This is a genomic window from Yersinia antarctica (assembly GCF_056636475.1).
On record NZ_JBSJQF010000001.1, the window covers coordinates 4,297,665 to 4,317,927 of the forward strand.

The window sequence follows — 20,263 nt, forward strand, 5'->3', positions numbered from 1 at the left end:
ATACTAATGATAATTACTATCAATTCCCGATTTGTTTGATATGATCGGCACCTGATTTCGTCCTTAAATTGATATGCATATTGGGTGGAGGCACAGCGTGAAAATAGCTGGCAAAGAGATTAAAGATAAATCATTCGTGCAAGGCCGGATGATAGCAGGCGTAATGGCATTATTGCTGGTGGCCGGTTTGGCAGGTCATGCACAGGCCGCGCCAGGCAACAGCAGTGCAGTCGCTGCATCTGTTGCTACACCAACAACTGCAACGTCAACCCCACTACCTACACCGGAAATCACACCGGTCGCTGCAAATGCACAAGCTGTTGCACCTGCAAACCCAGCACCTATGGTCCAGCCTCTGGCGGCACCTGTGCCACAAGGGTTGGCAATGGACTTATCTGTCTGGGGCATGTATCAGCATGCAGACGTCGTCGTTAAAGGGGTGATGATTGGTCTGGTGTTAGCCTCAATCGTAACCTGGACTATTTTGTTCTCCAAAGGTACTGAATTATTCCGTGCTCGCCGCCGTTTGCAGCAAGAACATGAAGTTATCGGGGCTGTGACTGATATGGATACCGCGTCTGAGCGGGCGGAGGCTTTTAGCACCGATAGCATTAGTGCCTTACTGCTACGAGAAGCGCAAAACGAGCGCCTATTGTCGACAGAATCCAATGATAACAATGGCATTAAAGAGCGTACGGCTTTCCGGTTGGAACGCCGTGTAGCAGCCATTGGTCGCCAAATGGGTAAAGGCAATGGATTCCTGGCTACTATCGGTGCAATCTCACCGTTTGTCGGGTTGTTTGGCACCGTGTGGGGCATTATGAACAGCTTTATTGGTATTGCTCATTCGCAAACCACCAATCTGGCTGTTGTTGCACCGGGTATCGCAGAAGCCTTGCTGGCAACGGCGTTAGGTCTGGTCGCAGCAATCCCTGCGGTAGTTATCTACAATATATTTGCTCGCTTAATTGGTAGTTACCGTGCACAGGTGGGTGACGTTGCCGCCCAAGTATTGCTGCTATTAAGCCGCGATCTTGATCTGGCGAGCAGCGCTGAGGCAAAGTCATCTAAGCATCCTCACCAATTGCGTGCGGGGTGATTTATGGCCATGCGTATGAATGACAATCTTGATGAAAGCGGTGAATTACACGAAATCAACGTGACACCCTTTATCGATGTAATGTTGGTACTGCTGATAATCTTTATGGTGGCAGCACCATTGGCAACAGTCGATATTAAAGTGGATTTACCAGCGTCTTCAGCGGTACCACAGCCGCGGCCGGAAAAACCGGTATTCCTGACAGTTAAAGCCGATAATCAGCTTTATGTCGGTGACCAGCAGGTTGACCGCGACACTCTGGCCGCGGCGTTGGATAAAATGACGCAATCCAATAAAGAAACCACTATCTTCTTCCAGGCGGATAAAGTGGTGGATTATGAAACTCTGATGAGCGTGATGGATGCGCTACGCAAATCAGGTTATCTCAAGGTTGGCTTAGTCGGTATGGAAGCGGGCATGGCAAAATAGCCTGCAACGCAGGCGCGGTTACGGTTGCCGCGCCTGACATTAATCTTTCGGCGTATTACGGCCCACTTCACTGGTATCTACCGCCCCCAACGCTTGTAGAAGGTCGCCTTCCAGTTCATGAGTATTTTGTGCTTCGTAGTAATTCTCCTCACCTACGCACTCTTTCCAATCGATATATCTTGGCGAACGGGTGTTATATAAAGGTTTATATCCAATAGCGATGAAAGCCATAGTGATCCCATTCTCTTTTATTTTTTTGCACATACCTTTTTTGATAAGGCTTTGTGTGACATAAAAACCTTTATTTTCTTTATGTGCACTTTCAAAGCTATCATTACCATCAGAAAGAATTATCATCAGCTTTTTATTGGTGTTAGAGCTGATTTCATTAAATAAATTATTAGCAGATAATATCCCTGAACTTATTAGTGTACCGCCTAAAGGGGACATATTAATCATATCATCGATAATCTCATTACTATCATGTTCATTTAATGAATAGGAGTTTGCTCGATTTAAACAAACGTAGCTATTGAATATGTCATCAACTGGAAAGTTAATTACTTTCGGTGGTATCACTGCGCTGTTGCGTGGTATTGAGTTTATCGTTGCAACGTAATCAATACTCTCTCCTATTATTTCAAGTTGATATAATTGTTGGAGGATATTTTGTGAGCGGGAAAGGAATGTATAAGCAGACTCTGCATCTTCAATATTTAATTCATCAATTTTATTTTTAGTGTCATTATATATCTCGCTGGTTACTTTCCCATATGCGATATGGTCAATATTTTCTAATCCCTCCAATCCAGGGAATTTTTTTAACCCAGATAATGTATATTTACGAAGGTAATCACCATTTGGGCTATGTTGCTTTGGCACAAAAGGTAAATGGCAATACTCCTTCGTTTGTGCACCGTTCCCAATACGCTGTTTAGTCCCCCATGAAAATGGTATAAACCCTATGGTATGTATATTCTCATTTTTTAAGATGTTATTATTGAGGCGGTTAAATATGTCTCTCAACGCATCTATTTTTTTTGGCTCGGATTCATTATGATTAAAATGATCATCCATTGAACCAGAGTAATCTGCGACAAATACTACATCTATATTCTCTATCGGTGCACTGATTATATTTTTTCTTGCTGCTCCTCTATCTGTTGCATTTATCATCGCACTAAAATTGGTTACTGGATTGTTAGTTAAAAATCTAGCCAAGTAGCTCATGTTGATCTCAGCCGCATACTCAATTCTGCCATTATTATTGATTATATCTATAGTCGGTGTTGAAAATATTTCTGCTGGCAGATAAGTATGAGCATAAGAACTCACTACGGCTTCATTCTGCGCTATTTGAGTTAAACTCGGAGTACTATGGTTATTTTCTACTGTCAGTGCTAATGTTGCTTGCTCCATTGCATCTGAGAGTTTGGCTTTTTTCTGTAAAAAATGAGTGAGCTCAAAAGAAAAAAATATTAGCCCAATAACCAAGGGCAAAAATATAATAAAGGGAAATAAGATAGCCCCTTGCTCATTCTTTATCAATGGCACCAATAGTCGTACTTTAATGTGAGTAAATATATTTTTTATCATAAATAGCCTTTTTTATAAATAAGTTCATCCTCGCTAGGATTAACGCTCGATAGTTACCGCTGATGACCTTAATATAGGGATGGGTTCTATCTGGCTAAACAACGCTTGATACCCTGTGGGGGCAGGTAAACATAAGGTTACCTGGTACAGTGGCACCCATCGGCCACGATTACTGTAAGGTGATAAATCGGCCATTTCACGCAATGACCTAATGGGGTGACAAGTACCGACGATAAACTCTTCACTCTTAGTATCATTAATAATCTTATTACCAGGTGCTGCCGATTCAGCGGGATTAAAATGTAATGTTTCAACTGTTATCGCGAAATTATCACTGAATATACCCGAAGTTAATAGCATATTGCTCGCCAGAGTTGTTAAATCATTAACATTATTTTGAGTTAGTATTTCATCATCAGAATATAACCTGTTCCTTTCCCGAATTATTCCGGCAAGCGAATATGATATCCGGTCTAGTTTACCTACGGTTGATTGATATTCAGTCACTGAAATAAATAGTTTTATTAATAGCATTATTATGAAAATGACAAATGAAAACTCAATAATAGCTGAACCATTATTATTTCCAATAAAGTCTATGTTATTTATTTTCTTGTACAAAAATCACCTCGCGAGATAGTTGGATATTAGCCCAGCGTGAGGGGATAGGAAAAAAAAGAGGTTGATAGATGTAAGTTACTGTGTATTTGGCCAGTGGCGACGTTTCTGAGTCTGAATATATCTGACTAATGAGGTCAGATATACTATTGCTAAATTCTACAGTAGTATTAATCGCATTATTATTTGTTATGAAAACACCTAAAATACCATTCTGAGCATTTAAACTTTGCCTCAATATGGCACTATTACTGCCCTCTCTATTCTTAGTCGATTTTACCGCTTCTGAAACCGCCAGATCTAAACTGGCAGAGATATAGAGCAAACGGCCTATCTCTGCACAAGAGAGTAACGTCAATAAAAATAGAACAAAGACTACCGTAAAATCAATAGTGACCGACCCCTCATTCGAACGGGAGAATTGCTCTCTTATTTTACTCATTTACGCACCTTTATCACTTAATCTCTCTTGCTGAAGGCTCTGAACTTGACTTAGGGCGAGTATTAACTCATCCGGGTCTTTAGCCATTTTTTCAGCAATAATGATTTTTTTTGCATAGGTTGTATCACCGAGTTGAATCAGTGAAAAGACCAGGTTATGTAACCTTAACGAGTTTTTTTTACCCGACAAATAATCAGGTAATAATATTCTCACTGCATCGCTATAACGGTTATCAAGCATTGCTACTACAGCAAGATTATTCATTGCCGTCCCATCAGAAATAAATAAGGCTCGCGACTTTTCAATAGCCACTTCTGCTTTATGCACTTCACCACTATTAGCCAATACAATGCCGTGTAAGTTGTGAGCTTCTGCATTATTAGGAGAAATAGTTAATAATTTATTTATAACTGTTATAGCATTTGTCGAGTCATTATTGTTAATCAAGTTTTTGGCTTGCAAAATATATACAGGCTCACTCGGTTTGTTAATCATCGGTTGTAAATAATATAAAGATGACTTGGTGTCGCCGGTAAGATAGTAGGCGTTAGCCAGTTTTAATCTTATCGCATCATCTTCTTTTTGTTTTAATCTGGTTCGGTATAAAGTGACCAATCCGGCATGATTATTTGCCTTTAGCAAGATACTCTCACGATATAGAAACTCTTTATTACTTATGCCACTATTCGTGGAGCAACCACTTATCATAAAAATTAAAAGTGAAACGGTAATAGTTTTTTTACATTGTTTGTACATATTTGAGTAACTCCAAAACGCTAGGTGATATAACTAACACAACAAAAGGAATAAGAATAAAAAGAAACATAGGGAAAGTCAGTTTTGTTGATAGCTTACTGTTTTTTTCTTCTGTAATTAACAATTGCATTTCTCTCATATCTTGAGAGAGTTTTATTAGTTGTTCATAAACGGTTGAGCCGAAACTGATGCTATATTGTAATGCACTGCAAAACATTTTTATTTCTGTTTCGGTTGATAGTTGTTGAAATTCTTTAATCGCACTCTCTAGCCCATTAATTTCTGCGCGCTTAGTTATTTTTTCTACGATTAAACTTAAATCGATATTTATTAATTTGAATCTTTTAGCCGTATAGCTTAGTGCGCTATCTATAGTCATTCCTGATTGGACACAGGCAGCGGTAATATCGATAAAAAAGGGTAGCGAATTTAACATTTTTTTTATTTTTTTATTCACAATATTTCTGGTAATAACTTTTGGTAGATATATAGTTGTTATCAGCATAAGCAAACAAATCATAAGGAAACTCATGCTACTAGTCGCTATGAAACTAGTTTTTACCAATATAATCATCACTATCAGAAATAGCGAAATAATCAATATCTTTAAATAAGTCACCTTATGAAGTATATAAGGTAATTTTATAAAAGAAGATAGCGCTATTTCTTTTTTATTTTTTGACTTTTTTATTTCACGTTTAGAGGATAAAATATGGTCATTGTTAATTTTATTATATATTTCTTTCTTATTGTATTTTTTCTTGCTAATGAGTAATGAGTAATGAGATAAAACCAAATAGTACCATGGCAATAAAAATTATATTCATAGTGCTTTCCTAAGCATTGACCTTATCAGTGCTATCCCAATTATCTCGCTGGAGATAATATAATAAAAAATAATCCTACCAGTAGGATGGTTCCACATTGACTCAATAATCGTTGGATCCATAAAGTAAAGAAAAAGAGAGAATACAAAAGGTATGATAGAGAGAATATTTACTGACATCCGTGTTTGTGCCGTCATAACGGCTTTCTTCTGTTCGGATGTTTTGCTTTTTGTGATCACTTGGGACAAACGACTGGTCAGTTCTCTTAATTGCCCACCTTGTTGCAAGTTAAGCAAAATGATGGTGATAAGAAAGTAAAACTCGGGGTAACGAAAGCGTTGATAGGCATCATAAAAAACAGTTTCAGGAGACTCACCTACATTCAATCGGCGGCAAATAAGGCTTAATTCATTCCCTAATGGCCCACCTACCTCTTTCCCACAACGTTCTAATACTTGGTTAATGCTGGTACCGCTACTGGCAGCCATATTAATCATCAACAAAACCTCTGGGAAATCTCTTTTAAATAGCGTGTGATTATTTTTACGCGAAAAGTGTATTTGAAAAAATATGATACTGAACAAAATAAATGTCAATACCACCAGAGTATTTATCCCAACCCATGTTTTATTTATAATGTAAATGCATATTGCATAACCGATAGGTATGGCTATATGCATTTTATTTTTGTTTATATCAATGCTTAATAAATAGCTCACCCATTCATTGGCTGTTTTTTTTAGTGATGACGTAAGGAAAAAATCATTGGTAGTGGTTTTTTTTGGGTTTTTAATTATGGTCTTCTTTATTTTTATCCATTTTAAGTTAATGAGTAAAAGTAATAGAATCCCAGATAAAAGTATTATGTTGTAAATCATTATTTCACCGTGGAAAAAATACTACTTAGTTCATTTGATAAGCTGTATATATCAGCATTCACCCTCACAGCAGATCGGCTGAATAAACCATGATTAATAAATTCTCCTTGGATTTTTCCCTGTTCGTCACGCTCTTTGGACGGTTCAAATGAGAATATGTTTTGTAATACGACATTGTCCCCCTCCATTCCCATAATTTCACTAATATGGCGTACCTTTCGTGAACCATCATTCATGCGTGAAACTTGCACAATAAGATTGATGGCGGAGGCAATATTTCGGCGAATAGTAAATATGGGCATATTAACTGGACCCATCATGATCATGCTTTCGAGTCGGGCAATAGCATCGCGGGGAGAATTAGCATGTAAGGTGGACATAGAGCCATTATGGCCGGTATTCATTGCCTGAAGCATTTCAAATGTTTCCTCACCACGGCACTCCCCGATAATGATCCTGTCGGGGCGCATACGCAGTGAGTTTATTACTAAGTCCCGCATCGTGATTTGCCCAGTATTCTCTAGCCCGGCGAGTCGTGTCTCCATCCGTACCACATGGGGCTGTTCAAGATTTAACTCGGCAGCATCTTCTAAGGTGATAACTCTTTCGTTTTCAGAAATATATTTTGATAATGCGTTGAGCAGTGTTGTTTTTCCTGAGCCTGTGCCACCAGAGATAATAATATTGACCCGGCAACTGGCTGCAATTATCAAGAAATTAGCCATATCACTGCTCATAGCACCCATATTAACCAGATCTTCTAGTTTTCGTTTGTTGGTACTGAATTTTCGAATTGAAAGTGCTGTGCCATCCAATGTGATTGGACCGATTGCCACATTGATTCGGCTACCATCAATTAGGCGTGCATCTGCTAACGGTCTACCTTCATCAATACGGCGATTGACTCTTTGCATCAGGCGTTTGGCAATATCAGTCAGTTGACTGTTATTAATAAAACGGCGGTTGGTTAAGGTTAGCAACCCATAACGTTCAACAAATATCTTTTCAGGGCCATTGACCATAATATCGCTAATAGACTCATCTTCCATCAGTTCTCTTAACGGGCCAAAACCGGTAATCTCATCGGCGATCGTTGCAATAATATCTTTTTGCTGCTGAGTATTTAATCTATATTCATTGTCATTAAATAAATCATCGTAGGTTTGTGAAAGTAAACCAAAAAGTTTGTCATAATCATCAACCAGATGTTCTACTTTATCGATATCAATGTTAGCCAGCATTTTTTCTCGTATTTCTTCTTGGATGATTAATGATATGTTCATTTTTAATTTTTACCTTTTAGAAGCTTTCTTAACCATGATTTTCTCTTGTTTGATAAATCAATGGTTATGCCTAATGTGTATTTAGCCAATTTGGTTATTATGGTTTTCTTTCGGCCAAAGTAATTTTTATCACTTAATGATTCCGTTGTTTTATGTATGAAAGGGATTCGTATATCTATCTTACGCCCAAGTAATGACGGGATATCTGAAGTATCCAGCATATCTCTTGTTATTGGTCTGCTTTCATTTAAACAGACTAATAGTCGGGTTGCTTGCCTGTTGTCTCGTTTAAATTTTTCATAAATATCAATAAACGTTTTAGCGACACGGACTGACATCATACTATTATCAAGCAATACGATAATGCAATTAGCGTGTTCTATATAATCAGTGAGTTTTTCTTTCGGTACGTTATGAATCGGTTGATCAAATACAATAAAATTGTGCTTTATATCTCTGTGTCCATCAATTTCAGCTATATCTTGCCCTTTACCAAACATAAGAGATAAATTATTTTGATATTCGGTTATTTCTGTAACCATCTTTTTTTCTGTAACAAGATCAAGATCCTGAGATCCATTATTGCCCTGTAATAATAGAGTTGGTGATTGCTTTATCTGTGTGATCGCGGTTGCTAAGTGATAACTGATCAGGGTGGTTCCGATGCCTCCCTTACAGCCCAATATACTGATAAAAAAGGCTTTCCTTTCAGACTCTATAGGGATGCCTTTGAGTAAATGTTGCGTCAATTCAGACAACTGCGACTTTATATTTAAGTATAATATGCCACGCTGAATGAATTGTTGGGCGATACCAATTGAATCAATATCGCCAACTAAAACACACCAACAGTCACGCGGGATAAGAATTTTTATTAAATCTAATGTTTTTTCAATATTATCATTACTCCCGATGTCAATAATAGCACCAATGGTTTTATCGGATAAATTTATTTTTGGCACGAGAAAAATACTCTCATCAAATGATTTAATATCATTAATATCGGCAAGCCTGACTTTCTCCGCGGTTTCTTCGCGCAGCCATTCCCTGCTGGAAATAATAGCAATGGTGTTTTTTATCTTATTATTTTTTTTGTTTATTGCATCTTTGTTAAGAATTAATTGCATATGTCACCATTAAAGGAAATTACTTTGATTGCGTTATTTTGAAAGAATTCTATTTTTATTTACTGCGCATCCTACTTCGCTATCCCGGGACATCCGATAATCATTGCGTTGATATTTGCATCGTCGCTCGTTATCTCTTAGCAAAACAGGTGTAGATAATGACTGGTTTTTATCTGTTGCTAACAAGTCTCTTTTAGCTAATGAACAGGCTTGGTCATTCTCATTTGGCTCGATAATAAATGAGGCATGCACAACGCTAGAGAAAAAAATAACACTGCTAACTATCCATAGTTTCATTTTATGAAACCTCCTTTTCGTAGGAATTCCTTAGCCACTTTTTTCCTTTTTATTTCCATTATATGAGTGAAATTAAATAAGCGTTCCAATGTTGATGTGTGCATAAAATCAGGTAATTCCACATCCTTTCCGGCAACCGGCTTCACCAGGCTGACGGTGGCGACGACCACCAGTTCAGTTTGATTTTTTTGCGTTTGTGCATTGCGAAAGAATGCCCCTAAAATAGGAATATCACCTATGAAGGGGATCTTTTTAAGGGATTCCCGCTCTGATTTACTGATCAATCCACCTAGAATAAAGCTTTCGCCATCACCAAGTTCTAATGTGGTCGCTGCCTTACGTGTGCGTAATGAAGGATAAGCATTACCCCCTTCGACGCTAAAGACTTTATCTACACTACTGACTTCTTCTTCCATACTAATGCGGATACGATTTTTCTCATTTACCTTGGCCGCAATGTTTAGCTTGATACCATAAGTTTTGTATTTAATTACGGTGCTGCTTTGGGTGGTATTAAAAAGTGGTATTTCGCCACCAACTAAAAATGAGGCACTTTCACCGGACAGTACCGATAGATTGGGTTCGGCCAGAATACGTGCAATTGAGTCATCATTAATGGCATGAACTAATGTACTAATTCCGGTGGCATTGAACTTTAAAAATTGAAAGGAGCCAACGGATGCTTCGTTGATACTGCTCCAATCTACCCCTATATTCTCACTAAAGTCTTTAGTCACCTCAGCAATGGTTAATTTCACATTTACTTGGTTAGATTCAGGGAGTTTAATCTTATTAATTACCCCTAAGTAATCAGGGTTATTAAAATGTTGGTCTTCGCGATTTTTCTCTCTTTTCTTGTTTATTGCTTCACCGACAATAGCTGCAATAGTGTCTTTCGCCTCTTCTGACTCTGCCTTACCCGTCAGCAGATAGCCATTACCAATTTTATTGATTTCTATGTTGCTATCAGGATATTCAATTTTTATTCTCTGATATGCTGAAGTAATGATGTCATTTACCATGACGGCAGTTTTTATCATTGGATTATTATCTTTATTAAATAAGATAAACTCTGCTATTCCTTCTTTTTTTGCATAAACAATAATGCTATTTTTACCAACCAGTTCATAATCAGCAATAGCAGCGGCAGAGACAAAAACAGTATCAATCGCCTCATCTGTTTTTATTATATATGACTCGCCTGATGATAAATAAACAGGCTTGGCATATGCATGATTGACAACTATTTGGCAGGTTGCAATGGCGAAGAGTAAAAACAGTTTATTCCAAATGATATATTCTGGCCTGGGTGTTCTCATCCTCTTAGCTCTCTTGTTATGCGTAGTTTAGGTATGATGTCATATATATTTGTTGATTGATTATTGCCAGTAACTATACTCGGCGCCAGAACGATATCTCCCGACTTTTCTGCGATATGAATGATGTCAAGTTCCTCTCTTTTAATTATGACGGATATATAACCAGTTACGACTTCTCCGGTCTTTTGATTTTTGTTGTTTTTTTCTGGTAATTCGTCTGTCGAATTCTTTTTTATTCTTATTATTCTCATGGCGGGTATGATTTCATTCAACGAAAAGGTTTGACTTTTTTTATCACTCAATTCTTTCGTGTTAATGACTGTGCCACTACTCATGCCTTTATTTTTATCTGTCTCAAGCACTCTTAATTGAAATGAGAGGGAATCACCTACTTGCAATGTATCTAACAAATACCCATTTTTCTGACTAATAGTGAATTTATAAATAATTTCACCTTTCTTTAAATTAAGGTAATTGAATTCATTACTATCGGGTGAAGCCAAAACTACGGGTGTAATATAAGAACCCGCTACAAGGTTTACTTTCAATAAATGACTGTTGATATCTGTTTTTCCTGATATGTTGCTTTTTATTAATTCACTTGATTCAGGTACCATGATGGCTTTTAGTGCATAATCGTTTTGAGTGAGTAGGGTACCTGAAGAGAGATCATGTGTTGACTGTGCCAGGACAATCTCAACTTCTTTTTCTTTATTTAAATCGACGAAATTATAGGGTGTATGCACATCAGGCTTGGTATTGATCATAATGCCGGCAGCCCCGATGGCGACAATCAAAATTGAAAATAATAAAAGAAACTTACGATTCATTAAAATAACCTTGTGTCATTATTAAGTTAATGTGGCTTGATATTTTAGGTGAATAGCGACAATGTAAAACCCGAGGTAATTGCAGCAGCATAGGGAACCCCTCGTTGTTGAATATCGTGTTTGTTAATCAATAAACCTATTATCATTACCACACCGCCCATAATGGCGGTATAGATAATGAAATCTAGTGATTGTTCTGCGGTGAGTGCCAGCAGCAATGCAGTAATGAGTTTTACATCGCCACCACCGATAAGTTTAAAATGAAATATTATATAGCCCATTAGTAAGGAAAAAAGTGGAATGGTGATGTTAACCGTGCTGTTTGTTGTATACCCCAATGCTATGGAACTGAATATAATAGAAATGATAAATTTATTACTGATAATTCGATTACATATATCGCTATAACAAACGAACAGTAGCTGTAATACTAGCAGTATTATTAAGGATGATTTTATTATATCCATCATTTTTCCTAAAACAAAAACATGGCAACGATAAGTTGCCATGTGAAAATCCTGATAAATATTAGAATGACGGTGCGACGCTGTTACCCCTATTAGCCCCCTGGCGCTGATACTGCTGTTCTAGCACTAGCAACGGCCCCATTTACTAACTCGATTAGGGTTGGCCTTGCTAACGTAATAAATACGCCCGCTAATGCAATCACCATAACGTACTCAATAATAGAACCACGGGTATCTTTCAGAAATCCTCGGGTTTTAAGTCGAGTAGCAACACAACCTTTATTGATTAAATCCATCATGTTCGTTTTCCTGTTAAATGGTAGGGGAGTATTCCCCATTTTTAAGTTTTAAATGTAAAGAGTCACTGCTCTTTATTTAGCTACTATCCGACTTGATATAATCAGCCTTGCTGGTAGTGACACCTATTTAACGTTTTTTTTCGCTTGCTGGCCTTTTTATTACCATCATTTAATCTTTTTAAATCACCCTCATCTTATTATCACTATCAGAAGTGCGGTTTATCCCCACTAAATAAGATAATAATAATTAGCGTTGAGAGAAATGAGAGCCAGCAGAAAGAGAAAAAGGCCAACAGAGAAATAAGTTTCTTCCAACGGTAACTGTGTAAAAAACTTTGTTGTGTCGCGATAGGTGATATTACGCTAGCCCCTGGCTTGAATGGTTGGGTTACTGGCGCAAGCTGCTCCTTATTAGATGCAGCAGTGATAAGGGGGTCTGCGTGCATTTGTTGTTCAGCTTCATCATTGATGACAATCTGACTAACAGAACCGGTATAGCGGACACCTTTACGTGGGATGGTATGTATAAGTGATTCTTTCAGCCCGACCTGAAGAAATGCTTTTCGCAACATATAGAGCTGCCCATAGTAGCTACTTTCACTTACAGCTCCGCGCTGTTCTTTCCATACCTGATTAATAATCTGCTCTTTTTCTGTTACACCACTAAGTAGCAGTTGTAAAAATCTAAGGTTATTTTCAGTTAATATTACCACCGAACCGTCAGGACCATTTAAGCAACGTTGCGTAGGGGAAAATAGCACCGTTCCTTCTAATTTAAACATAATCTCATTTGTCTCCATACTGATGGTTACCTATCCTATATAAGACGTTATGTGTTCTTTCAGTAATTTAAGATTATTAAGAGTGCCATACTTTGTCTCTATTCTAATTCTCAATCTTCTTTAAAGGCTATTTGTGTGTATTTTTGCATTTGATAATTATTATTAACAAGAAGTTAATTAATTTTGTTGTGGTGTTTTTTATTATGTTTCATTACATATTCTTACCTGAATTTCTCTTTTCATTTTATTTAAAGGGTTAAGTAAATTTAGTTTTCTATTATTCTTCTGTTTTTGCTTTTAGTCTTTCATTTTTATAATTTTACTCTATTAAATATAATATTTGTTTTTATTGGTGGCGAAAGTTAATAGACGATGATTTAGCAGGATAAATTTCTCTGGCAGGGCGATAACAACTGGGCTAACCGATATGAATTGATCGCAAGTGATAGTGTGTGGGGTGAAGAGTAAACTGTTAAAGTCTTAATCGCTAAACAGTGATAACTACAGTAGGTACCTTTATGACCATGGATTTATTTGATCAGTTGCCTCATGATCCCTGGATTGAAACGTTAGCGCCCGGTGCGGTTGTTTTACATCATTATGCACGGCAGCAGGCCGCATTATTATTTGCTGATGTTATTGCTATCACCACTGCCGCGCCTTTTCGCTATCTCATCACCCCCGGTGGTTACCGGATGTCGGTTGCCATGAGTAATTGTGGTCAGGTTGGTTGGGTGAGTGATAGGCAAGGTTATCGCTATAGCCCGGTTGATCCTTTGACTGAGAAAAGCTGGCCTGCCATTCCGGCAAGTTTTATGACATTAGCTGTTGATGCCGCGCAACAAGCGGGTTTCTCTCAATTTGAGCCAGATGCCTGCCTGATAAATCGCTACGAGGCAGGGGCTAAATTATCATTACATCAGGATAAAGATGAGCTGGATCTGCGTCAGCCAATAGTTTCGGTATCGCTGGGGCTAGCTGCGGTATTTCAATTTGGTGGGCTGACGCGTGAGGCTAAATGCCAGAGAGTCTTATTAACGGAAGGGGATGTTGTGGTCTGGGGTGGGCCTTCCCGTTTGAACTATCACGGTGTACTGCCATTGAAAGCCGGTTTTTCCGCTACGACCGGCGCTTATCGAATTAACTTAACCTTCCGTCGCACTCGCTGATTTGAGAGGTTATAAGAAAGTGTGAGAATGCCCTCAATCTTATCTGGCAAGAGTGAGGGCGATGAGAGTTTTATTGCTGTTGACTATCTTTTTTATGCAGCAACATATACACCGCAGGAATAACCAGCATCGAAAGCAGTGGTGCACTCACCATCCCGCCAATCATCGGTGCGGCAATACGTTGCATGACCTCTGACCCTGCCCCGCCGCCCCACATAATGGGAAGCAAGCCGGCCATAATAGTGGCGACAGTCATGGCTTTTGGTCGCACCCGCAGCACCGCGCCTTCATGAATAGCTGCACTCATCTGGCTGGCCGTCATAGCAATGCCGGGTTGCTGATGTTTTTTCACCGCCTGATTGAGATACAGCACCATTATTACACCAAATTCAGCGGCCACACCGGCCAGGGCGATAAAGCCCACCGCGGCGGCAACGGAAAAGTTATACCCCAAGCCATACAGCAGCCACACCCCGCCAATCAGTGCGAAGGGAAGCGTCGCCATGATTAATGCGGCATCGCGGACACTGCTGAACGTGACATACAACAAGACAAAAATGATCATCAGGGTAACCGGTAACACAATTTTCAGTTTTGCTGTTGCCCGTTCCAGGTATTCAAACTGCCCAGACCAGCTAAGGGAGACGCCTTCCGGCAGTTCCACTTGTTGTGCCACCGTTTGCTGCATTTCAGTTACGGCTGATTTCAAATCTCGCCCGCGCAGATCAACATAGACCCAGTCAGATAAGCGCGCATTTTCACTTTTCAGCATCGGTGGGCCTTCTGTCACCTTGATATCGGCCAGTTCCGCCAGTGCGACTTGCCCGCCACCGGCAGTCACTACCGGCAAATCACGCAATTTTTGCAGTGAATCACGTATTTCCCGTGGGTAGCGCAGGTTGATTGGATAACGTTCACGCCCTTCAATGGTTTCACCGATGTTTTGCCCGCCAATCACGGTTGCTACCAGTGATTGCAGTTCTTTTACTGAAACGCCATAGCGAGCGGCCCGTTGACGGTCAATGTTGATATCCACATAGCGGCCACCTGCCAGTCGTTCTGAGAGGGCCGAAGTCACACCTGGTACTTTGCGCACCACTTGTTCGATTTGCTGTGCCACCTGCTCAATTTGGTGCACATTTTTGCCATTCACTTTGATCCCAACCGGGCTTTTGATGCCGGTAGAGAGCATATCCAGCCGATTGCGGATCGGAGGCACCCACAGATTGGCGATACCGGGCACCTTGACGGTGGCGTCCAGTTCTTCGATCAATTTGTCCATGGTCATGCCAGGCCGCCATTGATCCTTGGGTTTAAAACGAATAGTGGTTTCGATCATGGTCAGAGGGGCCGGATCTGTTGCCGTCTCTGCTCTCCCGGCTTTACCAAATACTGTCGCTACTTCCGGTATGGTTTTTATCAAACGATCGGTTTGTTGCAGTAAATGGCTGGCTTCGCGTACCGAAATCCCCGGCAGTGTAGAAGGCATATACAGTAAATCACCTTCATCCAACGCGGGCATAAACTCGCTCCCCAGACGGCTTAATGGATACAGGGTTGCCAGCAGTAATATACCCGCGATAGCCAATGTAGTTTTTGGTCGTGCCAGTACGGCGGTTAACACCGGATGATAAAGGGCGATTAGCCCACGGTTAATGGGGTTGGCATTCTCATCAGGGATTTTGCCGCGAATAAAATAGCCCATTAATACCGGTACTAACGTAATGGCTAACCCCGCCGAAACAGCCATGGCATAGGTTTTGGTAAAAGCCAGCGGAGAGAACATCCGCCCCTCTTGCGCCTGTAATGTAAATACCGGAATAAACGATAAGGTGATGATCAGTAAACTGCAAAACAGCGCCGGACCGACTTCAATGGCCGCCTGCTCTGAAATGCGCCAGTAATCCTGACTGACCGGTGTTTTCCCCGGGTTATCTCGCCGCCATTGCTCCAACACTTTGTGCATATTTTCGATCATCACGATCGCGGCATCCACCATAGCCCCGATGGCGATGGCTATCCCACCCAGCGACATAATATTGGCATTGACCCCCTGATAGTGCATGACGATAAACGCCCCGAGAATCCCCAGGGGCAGGGTGATGATAGCCACCAATGCTGAGCGGAGGTGGAACAAAAACAGTGAACAGATCACCGCCACCACTAAAAACTCTTCCAGCAATTTGAATGATAAGCTGTCGATGGCCTGAGTAATCAGGTGTGAACGATCATATACCGGTACGATTTCTACCCCAGCCGGTAAGCTGCGCTGAATCTGTTGCAGCTTCTCCTTCACGCCGTTAATGGTTTCCAGTGCATTTTTGCCATAGCGCATCACAATGATGCCACCGGCAACTTCCCCTTCACCATTAAGTTCCGCCACGCCACGGCGCATTTCTGGCCCCATCCGCACGGTAGCGACATCGGACAGTAAAATGGGAATACCTGCACGAGCAGTGATCACGATATTCCTGAAATCATCCAGCGTTTTCAGGTAACCGCTGGCGCGCACCATATATTCTGCCGCCCCCATTTCTAGCACCGAACCACCGCCTTCCTGATTACTATCAGTAATGGCGCTGGCAATTTGTTGATGGGATAGATTCAGCGCCCGCATCCGTTCCGGGTCGAGAACGACTTGATATTGGCGCACCATGCCCCCGACACTGGCCACTTCAGAGACATTGGGTACTGTTTTCAACTCAAATTTTAGTGTCCAATCCTGCAAGGCACGCAGATCGGCCAGACTGTGTTTGCCAGTTCTGTCGATTAAGGCATATTCATAGATCCAACCCACCCCCGTGGCATCCGGTCCCAACGAGGCTTTGGCTTCAGCCGGCAAGGTAGCCTGCACCTGACTGAGATACTCCAGCACCCGTGAACGTGCCCAATAAGGATCAGTGCCATCATCAAACAGCACATAGACATAGGCGTCGCCGAACATCGAGAAACCGCGTACGGTTTTAGCACCAGGTACTGATAACATGGTGGTTGTCAGTGGATAAGTCACCTGATCCTCGACCACTTGTGGTGCTTTACCAGGATAACTGACACGGATGATCACTTGGGTGTCTGACAAGTCTGGCAGCGCATCCAGTGGGGTTTGTTGCAGTGACCAAATTCCCCACGCGGCCATCATCACCGCGCCAAGCAGTACCAACAGCCGATTGCGCAGTGACCAGCGGATAATGGCGGCAATCATAGGTGGCTCCTGTGGGTATCGATGCTGCTATTGCTTGTTACCGGCTGGATTTGGCGGATTTGTGCCCCTTGTTCATTGAGAGTGAAAGTGAAATTAACCTGACTACCAGCAACGATTTCCGGTGATAACGGCTCTGCCGGTAGTTGGAAGTCCATCGTCATCGCTCCCCATTTCAACGCCGCGATCGGGCCATGGGATAAGGTGATTGTTGAGCCGTTGATAGCGGTGACTGTTCCTTGCACCGAGTAGATATCAACAGGTGCTACGGCAGTGTTATTCGCTGTTGGCGTGGTATTCTCAGTTAAGGCGGGGGTATCCTCCATTTGTGGCAGAGCGCTTTGCAGACTGGCTTCTGAATCAATCAGGAATTGGCCTGAGGTCACCACCAACTGACCGGCGTTTAGCCCGGATTTTATCTCTGTCCAGCCGTCCTGAGTTTGCCCGGTACTGACATCCACCGGCTTAAAGTAGCCATTAGCTTCAGCCAGCAGCACCCGGTTACTATTGCCTGACATCAGCAAGGCTTCTTGTGGAATAGCCAATACCGGTTTTAGATTATCTGCTGGCGCGGATTGTACATTCAGGTACATGCCCGGTTTCAGCTTTTGTTGCGGGTTTTCCAGGACGATGCGCGCTTTTAAGGTGCGGGTAGCGAGATCCATATTAGGTAATAGCTCGCTGACGGTGCCGTGGAAGGTTTCACCCGGCCAACTGGCGGTCGTGGCGGTAATCGTACTGCCGATAGTGACTAAACTGGCTTGTGATTGCGGATAGTCCACCACTATCCATACCGGATCAAGGCTGGCTAACTCAAACAGTGATTGTGTCGCAGTCACTTGTGAACCGGCCCGAATATCCAACTTACTCACATAACCCTCAGACGGAGATCGTAATGTGACCCGCGTTTGCGGCTGGCCGCTTTTTTCGACACTGCGAATCACCTCTTCTGGCATAAATTGCAGTTGTAGCCGTTGGCGAGCGGCGGCCGTTAATTGGCTATCACCCAAGGTGCGGATTGCCAGATACTCTTGTTGCGCGGCACTCCAATCGGGAACCCATAATTGCGCCAATGGCTGATTTTTACTGACCGGTTGTTGATTGGCGCGTACATACAATTGTTCAATAATGCCGTTAGCCCGCGCCGCGATAACCTGCACGCTGCGCTCATCGGTTGCCACTGTGCCGTAACCGGCAAGACGATAGTTGAGTGATCGCATTTCCACCGCGGCAGTGCGCACGCCTAAATTCTGCTGTTGGCGGGGGCTGATGCTAACGCCGCCCTGCGCTACGGCTTCATCGGCATAGCGCGGCACCAACTCCATATCCATAAATGGCGATTTGCCAGGTTGGTCGAAACGCTGACCGGGGGACATAGGATCATACCAATACAGCACCTTACGGCTATTTTTTGCTGGTGTTTTTTCAACCACTATGGCTGCCGTGGTGGAGTGTTCTGAGGTGGGTTTAGCCAACAGATAACCGGCAACGCCACTGATCACGGCGACGGCCACCAGCGTCAAACTAGATAGCTTTTTCATCGCATGCTCTCCTGCGGGGTCAGATAACGGATGGCAGCCCAGGTACGGGCTAACTCTCTGGCGGCATTACTGGTATTGAGCTGGCTATCGAGCAGGGAGCGCCGTGCTTCCAGCACACTGCTTAAATCGCTTTTATTGGCCTGATACTGCGCCATAACCAATTTAACCCGTTGTTTTTGCAGTGGTATAACTTCATCAGTCTGACGCTGCCATAATTGCTGTGTGGCCTGATATTGCGCCAGCAGAGTATCGAGTTGCGCCCGGTGGTCGCGGGTGAGTAATGTAAGCTGGTCGTTGGCTTCCATTGAGCGCGACACATCGGCGGCATAGTCTTTATCCTGACGTTGTGAGCGGAATAGTGGCAAATCAACAGTGATCATGACGCCCGCCATATCGTCATACTCGTCAGCTCGTTTAGCGTAATAGACTTCGATCCCAACGTCCGGTGTGGCGGCAATGGCTGATTGTGCGGAGCGGGCTTTGGCAACGTCAGCTTCACGGCTGGCAAGCAATACTTCAGGGTGCTGTTGGATGGCATCACGCAACACGGTGATATCCGCCGGTAGGCGGGCGAAAGGAGGCAACGGGCCGCTGATATGCTTGACCTCTACACCGGTTAACTGCGTCAATTGGGTTTGTGCCAAGGCAACATCACGTTGTGCGGTGGTCAATCTATCCTGCATGGCAGATAACGTCAGGCGCGCATCCAATACACTGCTGGGTAATGCACCACCACTGGCAACACCGGCCCGTTGCAATGCGACCTGTTTTTCGCTTTCTTTTACCAGCACTTGCGCTGCGCCCACCGCCTGTTCGGTCAGGGCGAGATCAAGCCACGCCTGAGCCGTCTCTTTTTGCAGCCTGGTGCGGATAGTTTCACTGCCTGCTGCCGTTTTGCGCGCTTCAGCACTCAGGGTATCAGCCTTTCTTTGTCGCTTATCACTACTGATATAGTCCTGCATGATACCGACCCGCTGCATGGTCATGCCCTCGCGGGTGAAGCGGCGGGCATTACTGCCGCCGACGGGGAGGTTTTCAATACCAAACTTCAATTTTGGATCGGGCAGTTGCGTGGCTGAACTGGCCATATTTTCCAGTGCATTGACCTGATGCTGATTAGCTGACAGCTCAGCCGAGTAGCGTTCAGCGGAGATCAGCGCCTGTTCCAGTGTGATATCTGCCGCGTAGCTCACCGCTGGCAGAGTGAAAAGTGCCGCCATTAACAGTGCGGTAAATCCGAATGGCAGCTCAGCCGAGTAGCGTTCAGCGGAGATCAGCGCCTGTTCCAGTGTGATATCTGCCGCG

At 42.4% G+C, this 20,263-nt stretch carries 20 protein-coding genes; 3 read left to right on the top strand and 17 right to left on the bottom strand.

Annotated features, from left to right (window positions below):
- Window positions 1-97: 97 nt before the first annotated feature.
- Together exbB and exbD are read left to right on the top strand one after the other, a co-directional pair.
- Window positions 98-1,099, top strand: a complete 1,002-nt coding sequence (gene exbB / locus ACWJJO_RS19925; RefSeq protein WP_083162415.1) for a tol-pal system-associated acyl-CoA thioesterase — start codon at window positions 98-100, stop codon at window positions 1,097-1,099.
- Window positions 1,100-1,102: 3 nt separating this feature from the next.
- Window positions 1,103-1,528, top strand: coding sequence for a TonB system transport protein ExbD (gene exbD, locus ACWJJO_RS19930; protein WP_083162417.1), 426 nt, complete (start codon window positions 1,103-1,105; stop codon window positions 1,526-1,528).
- A 39-nt stretch (window positions 1,529-1,567) separates the two neighbouring features.
- On the opposite strand, the gene ACWJJO_RS19935 is transcribed toward exbD, so the two are convergent.
- From ACWJJO_RS19935 to ACWJJO_RS20000, 14 genes are all read right to left on the bottom strand, one after another.
- Window positions 1,568-3,124: a pilus assembly protein gene (locus ACWJJO_RS19935; RefSeq protein WP_481091446.1), complete on the bottom strand. Its 1,557-nt coding sequence runs from the start codon at window positions 3,122-3,124 to the stop codon at window positions 1,568-1,570.
- Between the two features lie 39 nt (window positions 3,125-3,163).
- Window positions 3,164-3,745, bottom strand: a complete 582-nt coding sequence (tadF, locus tag ACWJJO_RS19940; RefSeq protein ID WP_372569672.1) for a tight adherence pilus pseudopilin TadF — start codon at window positions 3,743-3,745, stop codon at window positions 3,164-3,166.
- A complete protein-coding gene (locus ACWJJO_RS19945; protein WP_420074007.1) occupies window positions 3,726-4,184 on the bottom strand; it encodes a TadE/TadG family type IV pilus assembly protein in 459 nt (152 codons plus the stop codon). Before ACWJJO_RS19945 ends, tadF begins: the two co-directional genes overlap by 20 nt.
- On the bottom strand, window positions 4,185-4,940 hold the full coding sequence (locus ACWJJO_RS19950; RefSeq protein WP_193784771.1) for a tetratricopeptide repeat protein: 756 nt from the start codon (window positions 4,938-4,940) through the stop codon (window positions 4,185-4,187).
- On the bottom strand, window positions 4,924-5,736 hold the full coding sequence (locus tag ACWJJO_RS19955; RefSeq protein ID WP_481091447.1) for a type II secretion system F family protein: 813 nt from the start codon (window positions 5,734-5,736) through the stop codon (window positions 4,924-4,926). Before ACWJJO_RS19955 ends, ACWJJO_RS19950 begins: the two co-directional genes overlap by 17 nt.
- A 27-nt stretch (window positions 5,737-5,763) precedes the next feature.
- Window positions 5,764-6,645, bottom strand: coding sequence for a type II secretion system F family protein (locus ACWJJO_RS19960; RefSeq protein ID WP_481091448.1), 882 nt, complete (start codon window positions 6,643-6,645; stop codon window positions 5,764-5,766).
- A complete protein-coding gene (locus ACWJJO_RS19965; RefSeq protein ID WP_372569669.1) occupies window positions 6,645-7,928 on the bottom strand; it encodes a TadA family conjugal transfer-associated ATPase in 1,284 nt (427 codons plus the stop codon). The genes ACWJJO_RS19960 and ACWJJO_RS19965 overlap by 1 nt, the downstream gene beginning before the upstream one ends.
- A 2-nt stretch (window positions 7,929-7,930) precedes the next feature.
- A complete protein-coding gene (locus ACWJJO_RS19970) occupies window positions 7,931-9,055 on the bottom strand; it encodes a CpaE/TadZ family protein (RefSeq protein WP_481091449.1) in 1,125 nt (374 codons plus the stop codon).
- A gap of 33 nt (window positions 9,056-9,088) precedes the next feature.
- The gene (locus ACWJJO_RS19975) at window positions 9,089-9,352 is read right to left on the bottom strand and encodes a hypothetical protein (protein WP_481091450.1); all 264 of its coding nucleotides are present in this window, start codon (window positions 9,350-9,352) and stop codon (window positions 9,089-9,091) included.
- A complete protein-coding gene (locus ACWJJO_RS19980) occupies window positions 9,349-10,671 on the bottom strand; it encodes a type II and III secretion system protein family protein (protein ID WP_481091451.1) in 1,323 nt (440 codons plus the stop codon). Before ACWJJO_RS19980 ends, ACWJJO_RS19975 begins: the two co-directional genes overlap by 4 nt.
- Window positions 10,668-11,501 carry a tight adherance operon protein gene (locus ACWJJO_RS19985; protein WP_372569666.1) on the bottom strand — a complete coding sequence of 278 codons (834 nt, stop codon included), beginning with the start codon at window positions 11,499-11,501 and terminating at the stop codon, window positions 10,668-10,670. The genes ACWJJO_RS19980 and ACWJJO_RS19985 overlap by 4 nt, the downstream gene beginning before the upstream one ends.
- A gap of 44 nt (window positions 11,502-11,545) precedes the next feature.
- Window positions 11,546-11,968: a prepilin peptidase gene (locus ACWJJO_RS19990; RefSeq protein WP_442821411.1), complete on the bottom strand. Its 423-nt coding sequence runs from the start codon at window positions 11,966-11,968 to the stop codon at window positions 11,546-11,548.
- A gap of 92 nt (window positions 11,969-12,060) precedes the next feature.
- Window positions 12,061-12,267, bottom strand: coding sequence for a pilus assembly protein (locus tag ACWJJO_RS19995; protein WP_372569665.1), 207 nt, complete (start codon window positions 12,265-12,267; stop codon window positions 12,061-12,063).
- 206 nt (window positions 12,268-12,473) lie between these two features.
- Window positions 12,474-13,067 carry a winged helix-turn-helix domain-containing protein gene (locus tag ACWJJO_RS20000; protein WP_372569664.1) on the bottom strand — a complete coding sequence of 198 codons (594 nt, stop codon included), beginning with the start codon at window positions 13,065-13,067 and terminating at the stop codon, window positions 12,474-12,476.
- 500 nt (window positions 13,068-13,567) lie between these two features.
- Between ACWJJO_RS20000 and alkB the strand changes: the two genes are divergently transcribed.
- Window positions 13,568-14,218, top strand: a complete 651-nt coding sequence (gene alkB, locus ACWJJO_RS20005) for a DNA oxidative demethylase AlkB (protein WP_481091452.1) — start codon at window positions 13,568-13,570, stop codon at window positions 14,216-14,218.
- A 70-nt stretch (window positions 14,219-14,288) separates the two neighbouring features.
- Here the strand turns inward: alkB and ACWJJO_RS20010 are convergent, their stop codons facing one another.
- The 3 genes from ACWJJO_RS20010 to ACWJJO_RS20020 are packed head-to-tail and all read right to left on the bottom strand — an operon-like array spanning window position 14,289 to window position 20,178.
- Complete coding sequence (locus ACWJJO_RS20010; protein ID WP_481091453.1) at window positions 14,289-17,420, bottom strand: efflux RND transporter permease subunit; 3,132 nt, start codon at window positions 17,418-17,420, stop codon at window positions 14,289-14,291.
- Window positions 17,417-18,958 carry an efflux RND transporter periplasmic adaptor subunit gene (locus ACWJJO_RS20015; RefSeq protein WP_481091454.1) on the bottom strand — a complete coding sequence of 514 codons (1,542 nt, stop codon included), beginning with the start codon at window positions 18,956-18,958 and terminating at the stop codon, window positions 17,417-17,419. Before ACWJJO_RS20015 ends, ACWJJO_RS20010 begins: the two co-directional genes overlap by 4 nt.
- Window positions 18,955-20,178, bottom strand: coding sequence for a TolC family protein (locus ACWJJO_RS20020; protein ID WP_481091612.1), 1,224 nt, complete (start codon window positions 20,176-20,178; stop codon window positions 18,955-18,957). The genes ACWJJO_RS20015 and ACWJJO_RS20020 overlap by 4 nt, the downstream gene beginning before the upstream one ends.
- Between the last annotated feature and the right edge of the window lie 85 nt (window positions 20,179-20,263).